Here is a 15,962-nt window from a genome sequence, read left to right on the forward strand (position 1 = left end):
CCTATGGGAAAAGTGCTTGAGGTGAAGGATCTGGTCACCACCTTCCGGATCGGCAAAAAGGAATACGAGGTGCTGCGGGGCATCTCCTTCGACATCAACGAAAACGAGACCGTATGCATGGTGGGCGAGTCGGGCTGCGGCAAGAGCGTCACCACCCTGTCCATCATGGACCTGCTGCCCAACAACGGCCGTGTGGTCTCGGGCAGCATCAAGCTCAACGGCCAGGAGCTCACCACTATGTCCCCCAAGGAGCGCAACGCCCTCCGGGGCAAGCAGATGGGCATGATCTTCCAGGAGCCCATGACCGCCCTCAACCCCCTGCTGACCATCGGCCGGCAGCTCACCGAGGGCCTGCGCCTCCACAAGGGGCTCAGCAAGGAGGAGGCCTGGAAGGTGGCCGTCACCTACCTGGAGAAGGTGGGCATCGCCAACCCGGAGGACCGGATGAAGCAGTACCCCTTCCAGCTCTCCGGCGGCCTGCGGCAGCGCATCATGATCGCCATGGTCATGGCGGTGGAGCCCAGCCTGCTCATCGCCGACGAGCCCACCACCGCCCTGGACGTGACCATCCAGAAGCAGGTGCTGGTGCTCCTCAACAAGCTCAAGAAGGACGTGAGCACCGGCGTTCTCTTCATCACCCACGATCTGGGCGTGGTGGCCGAGATCGCCGACCGGGTTATCATTCTCTACTCCGGCCGGAAGGTGGAGGAGGGCAGCATCGAGACCATCTTCGCCAAGCCCCTCCACCCCTACACCATCGGCCTCATGAAGGCGGTGCCCAACGTGGATGAGGATGACTTCGACATCCAGCCCATCCCAGGTACCTTCCCCAACATCACCGAGGACATCGGCGGCTGCCGGTTCCACCCCCGTTGCCCCTACGCCACCGAGCGGTGCCGGACGGAGGTCCCCGCCGAGCTGGAGATCGAGCCCGGCCATCTGGTATGTTGCCACAAAGTGGAGGAGGAGCACAGGAAATGAGTGACGAGAGAAAGGTGCTTCTGGAGCTCAAGAAGCTGAAAAAATACTTCCCCGTCCGCCGGGGCGTGAGCATCAAGGCTCTGGAGGACGTTTCCTTCTCCATCTACGAGGGGGAGAAGTTCGGCGTGGTGGGCGAGTCTGGCTGCGGCAAGTCCACCCTGGGCCGCGTCATCCTCCAGCTCTACCCCCAGACCAGCGGCGCGTGCATCTACCACGGCCGCACCCGGGACGAGATGTGCCCCAAATACCTGGCCAAAGAGGTGGCCAAGCTGCCCGAGTACCAGAAGAAGGCCGGGGAGTTCTATCAGAAGTCTCTGGAGGTGGACAAGAAGGCGGAGGTCCTGAAAAAGGAGATCGACGCCCTCTCCGCCCTGGGCTCCAACAAGGAGGTCAAGAAGGAGGCCGCCCTCCAGAAGAAGCTCAGCGCCCTGGAGTTCAAGTCCAAGGAGCTGAAGAAGGACGCCTCCCGGCAGCTGCGTGAGGGCTCCCGCACCGTGGGCTCGCTCATTCTCTGCAAGGACCTGCCCGCTATCCAGGCCCTCTACGACAAGGCCCAGAAGGAGACCGCCCAGGCCGCCGAGTCTATCCGGAAGTTCCGGGAGCTGGAGAAGCAGTACGAGGAGGGCCGGGTGGCCGGCAAGGCCGACACCGCCCTCAAGGAGAAGATGGAGGCCGCCCATAAGGAGGCCCAGGGCCACGTGGAGGCCGCCAAGGGCTTCCGGGTGAAGGCCTGGCAGGACTACCACGGCAAGGACGTTCTCCCCATCACCGAGCGCACTCTGGACCCCGCCTACCAGGCCAAGCTGGACGGCAACTATGAGACCGGCATCAACCTGGGCAAGCTCACCAAGGAAGAGATGCGGGACATGCGCCGGGAGATGCAGATGATCTTCCAGGACCCCGCCGCCAGCCTGGACCCCCGGCAGTCCATCGGCAAGTCCATTGAAGAGGTCTACGTCATCAACACCGATTACCCCGCCGATGTGCGGAAGGAAAAGGTGATGGAGCTGCTGGAAAAGGTGGGCCTGAAGCGGGAGCACTACTACTCCTATCCCCACGCCCTCTCCGGCGGCCAGAAGCAGCGCGTGGGCATCGCCCGGGCCATCGCCCTGGACACCAAGTTCGTGGTGTTGGACGAGTCCGTCTCCGCTCTGGACGTGTCCGTCCAGGCCCAGATCCTCCAGCTCCTCAACGAGCTGAGCGTGGAGAAGCATCTCACCTACTTCTTCATCACCCATGACCTGGGCGTGGTCAAGCACTTCTGCGACCGCATCGTGGTCATGTACCTGGGCAACGTCTGTGAGCTGGCCGAGAGCAAGGAGCTCTTCCACAACCCCCTCCACCCCTATACCGACTCCCTGCTGGCCGCCGTGCCCCGGCTGAAGATCGGCCAGGAGCACTCCACCGAGTCGGTGCTGGAGGGCGACGTGCCCAGCGCCATGAATCCCCCCAAGGGCTGCCCCTTCCACACCCGCTGCTCCAAGTGTATGGACATCTGCACCAAGGAGAAGCCCCCCATCGTGGAGCAGGAGCCCGGCCATTTCGTGGCCTGCCACCTCTACGACAAGAAATAAGGACCACTTTCATTTCCTGGAGCGCAAAGCGCTCCAGGAAATGGCATATTATCACAATTTACAAGGAGGCTGTCCCATGTACACGCCCTTCGACCCCGTCTACCAGCCCTACACCTCCCAGCGCTACCCCCTCTATGCCCGGGGTGGTATGGTGAACTGCTCCAGTCCCCAGGCTGCCGCCGCCGGTCTGGAGGCCCTCCAGAACGGGGGCAACGCCATGGATGCCGCCGTGGCCGCCGCCGCCGCCCTCACCGTGGTGGAGCCCTCCGCCAACGGCATCGGCTCCGACGCCTTCGCCCTGGTGTGGTCGGCCAAGGATCAGAAGCTCTACGGCCTCAACTCCAGCGGCCCCGCCCCCATGGCGGCCTCCATCGAGAAGCTGCTGGCCGACGGCAGCGATGAGCAGGGCAAGATGCCCACCTACGGCTGGACCCCCGTGACGGTGCCCGGCGCCCCCAAGGCCTGGGCCGAGCTGACGAAGCGCTTCGGCCGGCGGACCCTGGCCCAGAACGTGGCCCCCGCCGTCCGCTACGCCCGGGAGGGCTACCCCTGCTCCCCCAACCTGGCCGTCATGTGGAAGCGGGCCTTTGACAAGTTCCAAAGGACCTGTACCGGCCCCGTCTTTGACGAGTGGTACAAGACCTTCACCCCGGAGGGAAAGCCCTACGAGGCGGGGGACCTGATCCGCCTGCCCAACCACGCCGACACCCTGGAGGCCATCGGTGAGACCGATGCCGCCGCCTTCTACACCGGGGAGATCGCCAAGAAGATTGACGCCGACAGCAAGCAGTTCGGCGGCTACCTGCGGTACGAGGACCTGGCCGCCTATGAACCCAAGTGGGTGGAGCCCATCACGGTGGACTACCACGGCTACCAGGTCTGCGAGATCCCCCCCAACGGCCAGGGTATCGTGGCCCTCATGGCCCTCAACATCCTCAAGGAGTTCGACTTCCCCGAGAAGGAGAGCGCCCTCACCTACCACCGTCAGCTGGAGGCCATGAAGATGGCCTTCGCCGACGCCTTCCACTATGTCACCGACCCCGACCACATGGAGCTGGACTACCACCGGCTCTTAGACCCCGCCTACGGCGCCCAGCGCGCCGCCGAGATCGGCACCACCGCCCAGGTCTACACCCACTCCATCCCCCCCAAGAGCGGCACCGTCTACCTCTGCTGCGCCGACGGGGAGGGCAACATGGTCTCCTTCATCCAGTCCAACTACATGGGCTTTGGCTCCGGCGTGGTGGTCACCGGCACCGGTGTCTCCCTCCAGAACCGGGGCCACGACTTCTCCCTGGACGAGAAGGACGCCAACGCTCTCAAGCCCGGCAAGCGGAGCTACCACACCATCATCCCCGGTTTCCTCATGAAGGACGGCAAGGCCGTAGGTCCCTTCGGCGTCATGGGTGGCTACATGCAGCCTCAGGGCCACGTCCAGGTGGTCATGAACTACGTGGACTTCCACCTGGACCCCCAGCAGGCCCTGGACGCCCCCCGCTGGCAGTGGATGCGGGACAACACCGTCACTGTGGAGACCCGGTTCTCCATGGAGATGGCCCGTAAGCTCCAGCGCATGGGTCACGACATCCGGGCCGATCTCTCCACCCCCAGCTTCGGCCGGGGCCAGATGATCGTCCGGCTGGACAACGGCGTGCTGGTGGGCGGCACTGAGTCCCGCACCGACAGCAACATCGCCTGCTACTAAAAAGTATAAAAAATGGCCTGCACCCCCAGGGTGCAGGCCGTTTTTTATGTCTTTTCGTCAAAGGATACGCCGCAGTTGCGGCAGGTGATGGAGATCTTGCCCTTGCCCCGGGGGACCCGGAGCTGCTGACCGCAGTTGGGACACTTGAAATAGCGATGCTCCTTGTCCCGGTGGATGGTGCGCTGGAGCTTGAACCAGCGGATGGCCGGCCCTGCCACGGTCAGGAACTTGGCGTTCTCGGCCCGGCGGCGGGCGTAGTTCCGGGAGAGGACCCGGAAGAGCACCACCAGGATGCACAGGAGATAGAGGATATAGAGGGGGGAAGCGTCCAGAAACAGGTCTAAAAGATAGAGGACCAGTGCAACTCCGGTGAGGCAGAAGTTGAGCTGATCCCAGCCATACCGGCCATAAAGGAGCCGCTGTATGAAGTTCATGGCCGTTGCCTCCTTCCTTGCAGGTGCGCATATGCCTTGATTTTTATGTATTTATCATAGCTGTAGGATGTGTACTCGTCAAGAAAGCAAACGTAAACAAAGTGTGAATTGTACCATGGACACCGCAAAAGCAGGGGGAAAGACCGGGTTACGGGCCGGTTTGGAGGGTGTGCATTTTGGTGTGACCACTTTTGGAGACAAGGCCGGTTCGGGGCGGCCGACAGGTGGGTCTGAACAGCGGAAAAGAACCACCTGAACTAGAAAGAACAGGAAAAATCAGAAGATAACAAGGAAGGCAGAGGTGTGGACAGGTGAAATGGGCCCAAAAACCGACAGGAAAAACGTCTCTGAATGGAGACGTTTTCTCCGATCAGAGACAGTGGGGCTGAGAAGGGAAAGGATGGAAAAAGGAAAAATGGTAAAAGAAAATAAGGAAATACGGGATAATTCGACATTTTTCACAAAAAAGAAATTGGCATCTGACTTGCAATATTAGTGGGCGGGCAGCAGACCGGGCGGCGTTGCCGGCACGGCGCCTGACGGTGCGGCCCATCGAGAAACAAAGGAGGTCTTTCTTTTGAGCAAGGGATTTGAGAAGGTAATGTCCGAAGTGGAAAACATCCGCGTCCAGCGGGACGGCAATATTGTGGTGATCACCATGAACCGTCCCAAGGCGCTCAATGCGCTCAATGACCAGACGCTGGAGGAGCTTGACCGCGTGTTCACCTGCCTGGAGGCGGAGCGTGAGGTCCTGGGCGTCATTATCACCGGAGAGGGCAAGGGCTTTGTGGCCGGCGCCGACATCTCCCAGATGCAGAGTTACGGAAGCGAGGAGGGCCGGAACTACGCCAACCGTGCCCAGACCCTCTTTAATAAGATCGAGGCCCTGGAGAAGCCCGTCATCGCCGCGGTGAACGGCTACGCCCTGGGCGGCGGCTGCGAGCTGTCCATGAGCTGCGACATCCGCATCGCCTCCGAGAAGGCCATCTTCGGCCAGCCCGAGGCCAACCTGGGCGTCATCCCCTGCTTCGGCGGCACCCAGCGCCTGCCCCGCCTGGTGGGCACCGGCATCGCCAAGGAGCTCATCTACACCGGCCGTCAGGTGAAGGCCGACGAGGCCAAGGCCATTGGCCTGGTGAACAAGGTGGTCCCCGCCGAGTCCCTGCTGGACGAGGCCAAGGCCATGCTGGCGGTCATTACCGCCAAGGCCCCCATGGCCATCCGCTACTCCAAGGTGGCCATCAACCGGGGCATGGACGTGGATCTCCGGGCCGGCCTGGAGCTGGAAAAGGACCTGGCCGCCATCACCTTCGGCACCGAGGACAAGCAGGAGGGTATGGACGCTTTCCTGGCCAAGCGGCCCGCCGAGTTCCATAACAGGTAAAAGATTTCCAACCACCCGATAAAAAGATTGGAAATAAGGAGGAGAATCTATGACCGCCTTAGGTATCATCGGCATCATCCTGGCCTTTGCCCTGCTGATGTATATGATCATGAAGGGGTTCAATATCTATCTGACCGTGTTTGTCTGCACCCTGGTGGTGGCTGTGACCAGTCAGATGAATATTTACGACGCCTATAAAGTCCACTTTATGAACGGCTTTACCACGTTCTTCAAGAACAACTACCTCATCTTCCTTACCGGCACCCTGATGGCCAAGGCCATGGATGTCACCGGCGCGGCCAAGTCCATTGCCAAGACCATCATCCGTGTCATGGGTACCGAGTGGGCCTTTATCTCTGTCCCTGTGGCCTGCGGTGTGCTTTGCTACGGCGGCGTCTCTGCCTTCGTGTGCTCCTTCGCCGTCTTCCCCATCGCCCTGCAGGTCTTCCGTGCCGCCGATCTCCCCCGTCGGGGCATCCCCGGCGCCCTGTGCTTCGGCTGCTCCACCTTCGCCATGATCGCCCCCGGCGCCGTGCAGATCCACAACAACGTGCCCTCCACCGAGCTGGGTACCACCTATATGGCCGGCGCCGTCAACGGCTTCATCGCCTGCGGCTTCATGCTGGTGGCCGGCATCATCTACCTTCACTTCTGGCTCAACAAGGCCAAGAAAAACGGCGAGCACTTCATCGCCAAGGAGGGCGACGAGTTCGGTGAGGAGGGTGACGGCAAGCTGCCCAACTTCGTGATCGCCCTGCTGCCCCTGGTCATCACCATCGTCCTGGTCAATGTGAAGATCGGCGGCGTGGCCCTCTGCCCCGTGGAGGGCGGCGTGCTGGCCGGCGCGGTGTCCGCCGTGGTCCTGATGATCAAGCACATTGATCCCAAGGAGCTGCCCAAGCACTTTGCCGACGGCGCCGCCATGGCCCTCATCTCCATCACCAACACCTGCGCCGTCAACGGCTTCGGCGGCGTGGCCTCCAACAGCCCCGTGTTCTCCACCATCACCGACGCCATGGTGAACATCCCCGGTCCCAAGCTGCTGGGCCTGCTCATCGGCACCACCGTTATCTGCGGCATCTGCGGCTCCGCCTCCGGCGGCCTGGGTATCGCCGTGCCCATCCTGGGGCCGGTCTACACCCAGATGGGGATCGCCCCCAGCATCGTCCACCGCGTCATGGCCCTGTCCTCCTCCGCGCTGGACTCCCTGCCCCACAACGGCTACATCGTCACCGTCACCAACGGCCTGTGCCGGGAGACCCACAAGGACTCCTACGGCCTCACCTTCGCCCTCACGGTGGTCATCCCCCTGCTGGGCTCTCTGGTGGGCGTGGCCCTGTTTACGATCTTCCCCAACCTGCCCTAACTTCCATCTGCGGATCACTGCCATCATCCATACATGCGGGCTGAGGGACGGCGCGTTTACCTTCCACGCGCCGTCCCCTCTGACCGCCCTTTGACCGAAAGGAGTGCCTGACCTATGTTCAAACCCTTAGAGGGAGTAAAAGTCATCGATCTCACCTACTTCGTGGCCGGCCCCGGTGCCGCCCGCATCCTGGCCGACTGGGGTGCCGACGTCATCAAGGTGGAGCCCAGCTTCGGCGATCCCGGCCGGGGCACCGGCGCCACCATGTCCTGCCCCATCCAGAAGGACTGCAACCCCTTCTACACCGCCTACAACGCCAACAAGCGGGGCCTCTCCCTCAACCTGAAGAGCGACGAGGGCAAGGCCGTCCTGGACAAGCTCCTGGAGACCGCCGACGTCTTTGTCTCCAGCTACCGCACCGGCGCTCTCAAGCGCCTGGGGCTGGATTATGACTCCCTGAGCAAGAAGCACCCCCACCTCATCTGGGCCCAGATCAACGGTTTTGGCGACTTCGGCCCCGCCAAGGACAACGCCGGCTTCGACACCGTGGCCTTCTGGGCCCGCTCCGGCGCCATGATCGACATCACCGAGAAGGACACCTCCCCTGTGAACCCCCTCATCGGCTTCGGCGACGCCACCACCTCCTGCTCCCTGTCCGGCGGCATCTGCGCCGCCCTCTACCAGAAAGCCAAGACCGGCAAGGGCTGCAAGGTCATGGTCTCCCTCTTCTCCCAGGCCATCTGGAGCGAGAGCGCCGGCATGGTGTCCACCCAGTACGGCGACGAGTACCCCAAGACCCGCAAGAACCCCGGCTCTCCCGTCATGGATACCTTCAAGAGCTCCGATGACAAGTGGTTCTACATGAGCATCCTGGAGCCCGACCGCTACAACAACGCCCTCTTCAAGGAGCTGGGCCGTGAGGATCTGGTGGACCATCCCGACTACGCCACCGCCGCCGCTTCCAAGGCCCACAGCGCCGAGCTGGTGGAGATCCTCAGCGCCGAGTTTGCCAAGCACACCATGGACGACATCGCCGCCATGTTTGCCCGGGCCGACATCGCCTATGACCGGGTGCAGCACATCAAGGAGGTGCTGGACGATCCCCAGGCCCTGGAGAACATGTACATCATCCCCGTGGCCAACCGGGACGGCACCATTACCAAGCAGCCCATGACCCCCATCCGGTTCGCCACCGCCGAGCCCTCCTGCATCGAGGACATCGCCCCCACCATGGACCGGCAGGCTCCCCTGGTTGGCGAGCACTCCGCCGAGATCCTGAAGGAGCACGGCTACTCCGATGAGGAGATCCAGAAGCTCATCGATTCCAAGGTGGTCTACATCGACAAGCTGTAAGGCTTCGGAAAGGAGTTTTTTCCATGACATTTCATTTGACTGAGGACCAGGCCACCATCCAGCAGCTGGCCCGGGACTTTGCCGAGAGCGAGCTGGCGCCCATCGCGGCCCAGATCGACCAGGAGGAACGGATTCCCAAGGAGATCATCGCCAAGATGGCGGAGATCGGCTTCACCGCTCTGAACGTGCCCGAGGCCTATGGCGGCCCCGAGCTGGACACCGTGTGCAAGGTGCTGGTGGTCTCCGAGCTGGCCAAGCAGTGTGCCAGCACCGCCGAGGTCATCGCGGTGCACACCCTGGTCAACGACATCTTCCTCAAGCACGGCACCGAGGCCCAGAAGGAGAAGTATCTGACCGCCGCCGTGGAGGGAAAGATCGGCGCCTTCGCTCTCACCGAGGCGGGTGCCGGCTCCGACGCCGCCTCCGCCAAGACCAAGGCCGTGGTGGACGGGGACGACTACGTCATCAACGGCAGCAAGTGCTTTATCTCCAACATGGGCCCCACCGAGGGCGACTACGTGGTGGTCATTGCCCTCACCGACCCCGAGAAGGGGACCAAGGGCATGTCCGCCATCGTGGTGGACCGGGGTACCCCCGGCTTCACCGTGGGCAAGCGGGAGGAAAAGCTGGGCATCCGGGGCGCCGATATCTCCGAGCTCATCTTTGAGGACTGCCGTGTGCCCCGCAGCAACCTGATCGGCCAGGAGGGCGAGGGCTTCAAGATCGCCATGGCGGCGCTGGACGGCGGCCGCATCGGTATGGCGGCCCAGGGCCTGGGCATTGCCGACGCCGCCATCGAGGCCTCCATCAAGTACATGAAGGAGCGGGTGCAGTTCGGCAAGCCCATCGCCAAGCTTCAGGGCCTCCAGTGGTACCTGGCCGATATGGCCACCCGTACCGAGGCCGCCCGGGCGCTGGTGTACGAGGCCGCCTGCGCCGCCGACAGTGGTGAGCCCCTCTCCAAGCTGGCCGCCATGTGCAAGTACTACGCCTCCGAGAACGCCGTGTGGGTGACCAACAAGGCCCTCCAGATCCACGGCGGCTACGGATACATGCGGGACTACCCCATCGAGCGCATGTACCGCGACGCCCGCATCGTGCCCATCTACGAGGGCACCTCCGAGATCCAGAAGGTGGTCATTGCCAGAGAGCTGCTCAAGTAACTTTTTCAAGATCCCTCCCTACCCCAACACATACAGTGGAAACCGTCATTTTGGTCTGCGACCGAAATGACGGTTTTCCCGCTTTCCGATTTATGGTATGATGGACTGCACAGGAGGAGTGTGCGAAAGGAGGACGGATATGTCGGAACAGGACATCGCACGCTACAAGCACATTTTTGACGAGATCCTCCGGATGACCGACGACGGCTTCATCGTCGTGGACACCAACGGCATCGTGACGGACATCAATGACCAGTATTGCGATTTTCTGGGCAAGCCCAAGGAGGAGATCGTGGGCTATCCCATCCAGAAGACCATCAGCAACTCCAAGATGGTGGACATCGTGAAGCGGAGGTACAGCGAGGAGCTGGCCCTCCACAAGTTTCTGCCCGGACAGAGCAAGGAGAACGACAACAACTTCCTGCTGGTGAGCCGCTCCTGCGTCTGCGACGAAGAGGACCGGGTGGTGGCGGGGGTGGCCCAGGTCAAATTCCGCCTCCAGACCCTGGATTCGGCCAAGCGGCTCATGAGCGAGTACGCCGAGCTGGAGTTTTATAAGGAGGAGTACCACAAGACCGGCGGCTGCCAGGCCAGCTTTGAATCCATCGTGGGCAGCACCGAGGCCTTTCTGGAAAAAAAGCGCCTGGGGCTCAAGGCGGCCCGTACGGATTTTCCCGTCCTGCTCACCGGAGAGACGGGGACCGGCAAGGAGGTCTTTGCCCGGTCCATCCACAAGGCCAGCAGCCGGGCGGACAAGCCCATGGTGAGCATCAACTGCGCCGCCATTCCCAACGAGCTGCTGGAGTCGGAGCTTTTCGGCTACGTGGACGGCGCCTTCACTGGTGCCCGGAAGGGGGGCAAGCCGGGCAAGTTCCAGCTGGCCAATGGGGGGACCCTCTTCCTGGACGAGATCGGCGACATGCCCCTCAATATGCAGGCCAAGATCCTCCGTGCCCTCCAGGAGCGGGAGGTGGAGCCGGTGGGCGGGTCGGGGCCGGTGTCAGTGGATGTGCGGGTGATCTCCGCCACCCGGCGCAACCTGCCCGCCCTCATCGAGGCGGGGGAGTTCCGGGAGGACCTCTACTACCGGCTCAACGTCATCAACATTGAGATGCCGCCCCTGCGCTGCCGCCGGGCGGACATCCTGGAGCTGGCCAACTACTTCCTGGCCCGGCTCAACAAGGAGTTCCAGCGCACCACCGTCCTCTCCCCGGAGGTCAAGCAGTGTTTTGCCAGCTACCAGTGGCCGGGCAACATCCGGGAGCTGGACAACGTCATCAAGGGAGCCTACGCCACCTGCGACGGCTTCACCATCGACATGCGGGACCTGCCGGGCAAGATGTCCCAGCCCAGGGGACCGGCGGTGCCGGGCGCCGGCTCCGGCAAGCAGCTCACCGAGCTCATGAACGACTACGAGCGGGAGGTCATCCTGGCCGTCCTCCGGGACAAGGGAGGGAACTGCCAGCGGGCGGCGGAGGAGCTGGGCATTCACCGCAGCGCCCTCTACAAAAAGATGGCCAAGCTGGGCATCGATCCCGCCGCCGACTGCCGGGGCCGGAAACGCTGAGCGCCGGCCATCGCCGATTTTGCTTGCGCCGGGGCGGCAAAGCCTGTATACTGGTGGAAAAAACACAGGAGGCGGCGACATGGCCCGGATCGACAAGGAAAACTACTATTTGGATATTGCGGACACGGTGCTCAAGCGCTCCACCTGTCTGCGCCGGTGCTACGGCGCCATCATCGTGAAAAACGACGAGATCCTCTCCACCGGCTACAACGGCGCCCCCCGGGGCCGGAAGAACTGCACCGACCTGGGCCGCTGCACCCGGGAGGAGCTCCGGGTTCCCTCGGGACAGCGTTATGAGCTGTGCCGCTCCGTCCACGCCGAGGCCAACTGCATCATCTCCGCCCCCCGCAGCGCCACCCTGGGCTCCACCCTGTACCTGGCCGGCCGGGACGCCAAGACCGGGGAGCTTCTCCCCGACGCCACCTCCTGCTCCATGTGCCGGCGGCTCATCATCAACGCCGGCATCCAGCGGGTGGTCATCCGCCGCACCCCGGACCAGTACAGCGTGGTCCACGTGGAGGACTGGATCCGGGAGGACGACAGCCTGCCCCAGGCCCTGGGCGAGGCCCCGGGCGGTGAGCACGGCTGCGGCTGCTGCGGGTAAGTGTAAAAAAGGAAAAAGGACCGCCCCGGCGCGAAAGCACCGGGGCGGTCCTTTTCACATACCGGAGGGGTGCGTCCCCCCTGCTTTTCGTCATTTCGCCTGCGAATGTTCTTGACAGAAAAGCGAGGGGGACTTACAATATAAAAGGACAAAACTGAAGAACTTCAGGGGATGTTTTTCACGAGATCGTGTGGGTGAGCATCAAAGTCCAAGACCGTCTGATGCTCGGGGACCCACACGAGTCATTTTATGTGCCGGAGTCCGTCCGCCGCCTGCGGATGCGCTCCGGGACGTGAACCGAAATGATTAGACGGAGGTGTATCGAGAACCTATGGGATTTATCCTGATCGGAATTCTGATCGGGCTTGTCATCGCCTTCCCGCTGGGGGTCCTCTACCGCAAGAAAGTGGCGGAAAAGGAGATCGCCAGCGCCGAAGAGGAGGCCAAACGCATCATCAATGAGTCCATCAAGAGCGCCGAGAGCAAGAAACGCGAGGCGCTGGTGGAGGCCAAGGAAGAGATCCTCAAAGCCCGAAACGAGTATGAGAAAGAGGCCAAGGAACGCCGGGCCGATCTCCAGAAGCAGGAGCGCCGTCTCCAGCAGAAGGAGGAGAACCTGGACCGCAAGACCGAGAACATCGAGAAGAAGGAAGAGACCCTCTCCCGCAAGCTCTCCGAGCTGGAGGACGCCCGGGAGGAGGTAGCCACCCTCAAGCGCTCCGAGATGGAGGTGCTGGAACGGATCTCCGGCTTTACCGCCGAGGAGGCCAAGAACTACATCATCTCCCAGCTGGAGCAGGAAGTCACCCACGAGTCCGCCATGAAGATCAAGGAGATCGAGGCCCACTACAAGGAAGAGGCCGACAACATCGCCCGTGAGCTCATCTCCGGCGCCATCCAGCGCTGCGCCGCCGACCATGTGGCGGAGGCCACCGTCTCCGTTGTGCCCCTGCCCAACGACGAGATGAAGGGCCGCATCATCGGCCGTGAGGGCCGCAACATCCGCACCCTGGAGACCATGACGGGTGTGGACCTCATCATCGACGACACGCCGGAGGCCATCACGGTCTCCTGCTTCGACCCCGTCCGCCGGGAGATCGCCCGCCTGGCCCTGGAGAAGCTCATCCAGGACGGCCGCATCCACCCCACCCGCATCGAGGAGATGGTGGAGAAGGCCAAGCGGGAGGTGGACGCCACCATCAAGGCCGAGGGCGAGCGGGCCGTCTTCGAAACCAACGTCCACGGCCTGCACCCGGAGCTGGTCAAGCTCCTGGGCCGCATGAAGTACCGCACCAGCTACGGACAGAATGTCCTCAACCACTCCATCGAGGTGGCCCATGTGGCCGGGCTGCTGGCCGCCGAGATCGGCGCCAACGTGGCCGAGGCCAAGCGGGCTGGCCTGCTTCACGACCTGGGCAAGGCCATCGACCACGAGGTGGAGGGCTCCCACGTCCAGATCGGCGTGGAGCTGGCCCGGAAGTACAAGGAGTCGGAGGCCGTCATCCACGCCATCGAGGCCCACCACAACGACGTGGAGCCCCGTACCGTAGTGGCCTGCCTGGTCCAGGCGGCCGACGCTATCTCCGCCGCCCGGCCCGGCGCCCGGCGGGAGAACCTGGAGAACTATATCAAGCGCCTGGAGAAGCTGGAGGAGGTCACCTCCTCCTTCCCCGGGGTGGAGAAGTCCTTCGCCATCCAGGCCGGCCGCGAGGTCCGGGTCATGGTCAAGCCGGAGCAGGTCTCCGAGGACCAGATGGTCCTGCTGGCCCGGGACATCGCCAAGAAGATCGAGGAGGAGCTGGAGTACCCCGGACAGATCAAGGTCCACGTGCTCCGGGAGACCAAGGTCATCGAATACGCGAAATGATCCTATGCCGCTGTCTCTTTGGAGGCAGCGGCATTTTTAAAGGAGTGTGCTTTTATGGAACAGCGGCCTGACGTCCGCGCCGCGAGGGAGGCCCACATCTGGCTCCAGACCATTGTGGCCGCCATCGTGGCCCTGGTGCTGCTCTTTGTGTTCGTAGGGCGACCCGTGATGGTGGATGGGGACTCCATGCTGCCCACCCTTCAGGACCGGGAGCTCATGCTGGTCCGGCAGGTGGGCTATACCCCCGAGCCGGGGGACGTTGTGGTCCTCCGGAAGGAATTCCGGAACGTGATCGGCCCCATCGTCAAGCGGATCATCGCCGTGGAGGGCCAGAGGGTGGAGATCGACTACGCCGCAGGCACCGTGGCGGTGGATGGGGTGGTCCTTGCCGAGGACTACATCCTGGAGCCCATGGTCCAGCAGAGCTGGCAGAGCATCACCACCCTCACCGTCCCGGAGGGCTGCGTCTTCGTCATGGGGGACAACCGCAACATCTCCGACGACAGCCGGGACGAGGCGCTGGGGGCGGTGGAGGAGGGCTACGTCCTGGGTAAGGTGGAGCTGGTGCTCTTCCCCTTCCAAAATTTCGGTTCGGTTTCCTGAAATACGGGAACTTTCCAATTTGGGCGTCGTCTAAGAGCCCGTATGAACTTCAAAAGGAAAAGGAGCGCACATCTCATGAAGCGAGTTCTCACTGCCGCTGCGGCCATGACCCTCACCCTCTCCCTGGGCGCCTCCGCCCTGGCCTACTCCGGCACCATCACCCTCAACGGCACCAAACTGGACACCTCCAAGCTGCCCGACGCCCCCGCCGGTGCCGTCATCCCCCTGCGCACCGTGGCCGAGGCCGACTACGGCTTCGCTGACTGGTACGCCGACGAGAACCGGTCCTACTTCTCCCTGGACGGCAACAGCATCTACGTGGACTGCGCCACCGGCGCCATTGAGGTCAACGGCGAGAAGCTGGCCAACACGAAGGCCACCTTCGTCAATGGCATCACCTTCGTGCCCGCCTCCGTGCTGGGAAAGCTGGACGGCTACACCGCCCAGGTCAAGGGCAGCGACGTCACCGTCACCACCCCCAACGCCGATGCGCTGGTGAGCCTGGCCCGGAGCATCATCAGCAAGGTGGATATGGCCGCCACCATGAAGCTGGACGCCGCCGGCATGGCCGAGAGCTACAACATCCCCAGCGACTGCTTTACCGAGGCGGTGGGCTTCTTCCCCATGATGGTCAGCGCCGACACCGTCATCATCGGCAAGGTGGCCGACGGCAAGATGGACGACGCCAAGGCCGCCCTGGAGGCCCAGCGGGCCCTCACCCAGCAGAACTTTGAGCAGTACCTGCCCGAGCCCCTGGAGCGGGCCAAGAACGGCCAGGTGGTCACCAGCGGCGACTACATCATGCTCATCATCTCCGGCGACAACGACACCGCCATCCAGATGTTCAAGGACGGCGTGAAGTAAGAGCGCCACAGCCAAGAAAAAAGCCCGCCGAAAGGCGGGCTTTTTTGCGCTCATATCGCACTATGAAACGTCTTTCGGGCGGCCATAGGCCGCCCCTACGCCATTTTGCGGCGTGGTTTGGCGCGCCGAGGTCGTCGCGCCCCACAGACAAAGGAAGAGGTAACAGTGAAGAGGGATGGAGCTGCACGCCACAATAGAGGTAACACCAGGCAGCGGTGTCACGCCCCGATACCCACCCACGCAGGCGGCGAAAAAATGTGGGATAGGACCACAGCCTGTCCCTGTTCCACCAGCGGAGTCACCTGTGGACGGTGCTGGTGCTCTATGGGGGCGTAAAGACGGGCCGCCGGATTCCTATTTGGAATCACCTAACCCGCTCGGGAGCCCCTTTTTCTTTGGATTCCAAAAACCATTCTTTTTCCAGCAGGGAAAAAGAAACGGGTTTTGTCGTCCTCGCAAAGTCCGCACCGTTCAAAACGCCCTGCCGGGCATTTCTC

At 62.7% G+C, this 15,962-nt stretch carries 13 protein-coding genes; 12 read left to right on the forward strand and 1 reads right to left on the reverse strand.

The window, feature by feature from the left end:
* The first annotated feature begins 3 nt into the window (after positions 1-3).
* The 3 genes from ACTNBK_RS09490 (at position 4) to ggt (ending at position 4,260) form a co-directional block, all read left to right on the forward strand.
* On the forward strand, positions 4-981 hold the full coding sequence (locus ACTNBK_RS09490; protein ID WP_294513227.1) for an ABC transporter ATP-binding protein: 978 nt from the start codon (positions 4-6) through the stop codon (positions 979-981).
* A complete protein-coding gene (locus tag ACTNBK_RS09495; protein ID WP_441145562.1) occupies positions 978-2,555 on the forward strand; it encodes an oligopeptide/dipeptide ABC transporter ATP-binding protein in 1,578 nt (525 codons plus the stop codon). The genes ACTNBK_RS09490 and ACTNBK_RS09495 overlap by 4 nt, the downstream gene beginning before the upstream one ends.
* Positions 2,556-2,631: 76 nt before the next feature.
* Positions 2,632-4,260 carry a gamma-glutamyltransferase gene (gene ggt / locus ACTNBK_RS09500; RefSeq protein WP_441145564.1) on the forward strand — a complete coding sequence of 543 codons (1,629 nt, stop codon included), beginning with the start codon at positions 2,632-2,634 and terminating at the stop codon, positions 4,258-4,260.
* Between the two features lie 44 nt (positions 4,261-4,304).
* On the opposite strand, the gene ACTNBK_RS09505 is transcribed toward ggt, so the two are convergent.
* On the reverse strand, positions 4,305-4,694 hold the full coding sequence (locus ACTNBK_RS09505; protein WP_441145566.1) for a hypothetical protein: 390 nt from the start codon (positions 4,692-4,694) through the stop codon (positions 4,305-4,307).
* 601 nt (positions 4,695-5,295) lie between these two features.
* Here ACTNBK_RS09505 and ACTNBK_RS09510 point away from each other — a divergent pair.
* From ACTNBK_RS09510 to ACTNBK_RS09550, 9 genes are all read left to right on the forward strand, one after another.
* Positions 5,296-6,078, forward strand: a complete 783-nt coding sequence (locus ACTNBK_RS09510; protein ID WP_441145601.1) for an enoyl-CoA hydratase-related protein — start codon at positions 5,296-5,298, stop codon at positions 6,076-6,078.
* A 49-nt stretch (positions 6,079-6,127) separates the two neighbouring features.
* On the forward strand, positions 6,128-7,444 hold the full coding sequence (locus ACTNBK_RS09515; RefSeq protein WP_441145568.1) for a GntP family permease: 1,317 nt from the start codon (positions 6,128-6,130) through the stop codon (positions 7,442-7,444).
* 114 nt (positions 7,445-7,558) lie between these two features.
* Positions 7,559-8,797 carry a CaiB/BaiF CoA transferase family protein gene (locus ACTNBK_RS09520; protein WP_441145570.1) on the forward strand — a complete coding sequence of 413 codons (1,239 nt, stop codon included), beginning with the start codon at positions 7,559-7,561 and terminating at the stop codon, positions 8,795-8,797.
* Between the two features lie 23 nt (positions 8,798-8,820).
* Positions 8,821-9,960, forward strand: a complete 1,140-nt coding sequence (locus ACTNBK_RS09525; protein WP_441145572.1) for an acyl-CoA dehydrogenase family protein — start codon at positions 8,821-8,823, stop codon at positions 9,958-9,960.
* Positions 9,961-10,099: 139 nt separating this feature from the next.
* Positions 10,100-11,527 carry a sigma-54 interaction domain-containing protein gene (locus ACTNBK_RS09530; RefSeq protein ID WP_441145573.1) on the forward strand — a complete coding sequence of 476 codons (1,428 nt, stop codon included), beginning with the start codon at positions 10,100-10,102 and terminating at the stop codon, positions 11,525-11,527.
* Between the two features lie 79 nt (positions 11,528-11,606).
* Positions 11,607-12,131: a deoxycytidylate deaminase gene (locus tag ACTNBK_RS09535; protein WP_294515767.1), complete on the forward strand. Its 525-nt coding sequence runs from the start codon at positions 11,607-11,609 to the stop codon at positions 12,129-12,131.
* Positions 12,132-12,462: 331 nt separating this feature from the next.
* On the forward strand, positions 12,463-13,998 hold the full coding sequence (rny, locus tag ACTNBK_RS09540) for a ribonuclease Y (protein ID WP_294515768.1): 1,536 nt from the start codon (positions 12,463-12,465) through the stop codon (positions 13,996-13,998).
* A gap of 54 nt (positions 13,999-14,052) precedes the next feature.
* A complete protein-coding gene (gene lepB, locus ACTNBK_RS09545; protein WP_441145576.1) occupies positions 14,053-14,601 on the forward strand; it encodes a signal peptidase I in 549 nt (182 codons plus the stop codon).
* 75 nt (positions 14,602-14,676) lie between these two features.
* Positions 14,677-15,465: a DUF4358 domain-containing protein gene (locus ACTNBK_RS09550; protein ID WP_441145578.1), complete on the forward strand. Its 789-nt coding sequence runs from the start codon at positions 14,677-14,679 to the stop codon at positions 15,463-15,465.
* Positions 15,466-15,962 lie beyond the last annotated feature (497 nt).

The organism is Intestinimonas sp. HCP28S3_D6, assembly GCF_052065695.1.
Lineage (GTDB): Bacteria > Bacillota > Clostridia > Oscillospirales > Oscillospiraceae > Intestinimonas.

Coding starts and splice junctions, on each gene's coding strand:
- ACTNBK_RS09530 (WP_441145573.1), top strand. CDS start 10,100: ATGTCGGAACAGGACATCGCACGCTACAAGCACATTTTTGACGAGATC.
- rny (WP_294515768.1), top strand. CDS start 12,463: ATGGGATTTATCCTGATCGGAATTCTGATCGGGCTTGTCATCGCCTTC.
- ACTNBK_RS09535 (WP_294515767.1), top strand. CDS start 11,607: ATGGCCCGGATCGACAAGGAAAACTACTATTTGGATATTGCGGACACG.
- ACTNBK_RS09525 (WP_441145572.1), top strand. CDS start 8,821: ATGACATTTCATTTGACTGAGGACCAGGCCACCATCCAGCAGCTGGCC.
- ACTNBK_RS09550 (WP_441145578.1), top strand. CDS start 14,677: ATGAAGCGAGTTCTCACTGCCGCTGCGGCCATGACCCTCACCCTCTCC.
- ACTNBK_RS09510 (WP_441145601.1), top strand. CDS start 5,296: ATGTCCGAAGTGGAAAACATCCGCGTCCAGCGGGACGGCAATATTGTG.
- ACTNBK_RS09505 (WP_441145566.1), bottom strand. CDS start 4,694: ATGAACTTCATACAGCGGCTCCTTTATGGCCGGTATGGCTGGGATCAG.
- ACTNBK_RS09515 (WP_441145568.1), top strand. CDS start 6,128: ATGACCGCCTTAGGTATCATCGGCATCATCCTGGCCTTTGCCCTGCTG.
- lepB (WP_441145576.1), top strand. CDS start 14,053: ATGGAACAGCGGCCTGACGTCCGCGCCGCGAGGGAGGCCCACATCTGG.
- ACTNBK_RS09495 (WP_441145562.1), top strand. CDS start 978: ATGAGTGACGAGAGAAAGGTGCTTCTGGAGCTCAAGAAGCTGAAAAAA.
- ggt (WP_441145564.1), top strand. CDS start 2,632: ATGTACACGCCCTTCGACCCCGTCTACCAGCCCTACACCTCCCAGCGC.
- ACTNBK_RS09520 (WP_441145570.1), top strand. CDS start 7,559: ATGTTCAAACCCTTAGAGGGAGTAAAAGTCATCGATCTCACCTACTTC.
- ACTNBK_RS09490 (WP_294513227.1), top strand. CDS start 4: ATGGGAAAAGTGCTTGAGGTGAAGGATCTGGTCACCACCTTCCGGATC.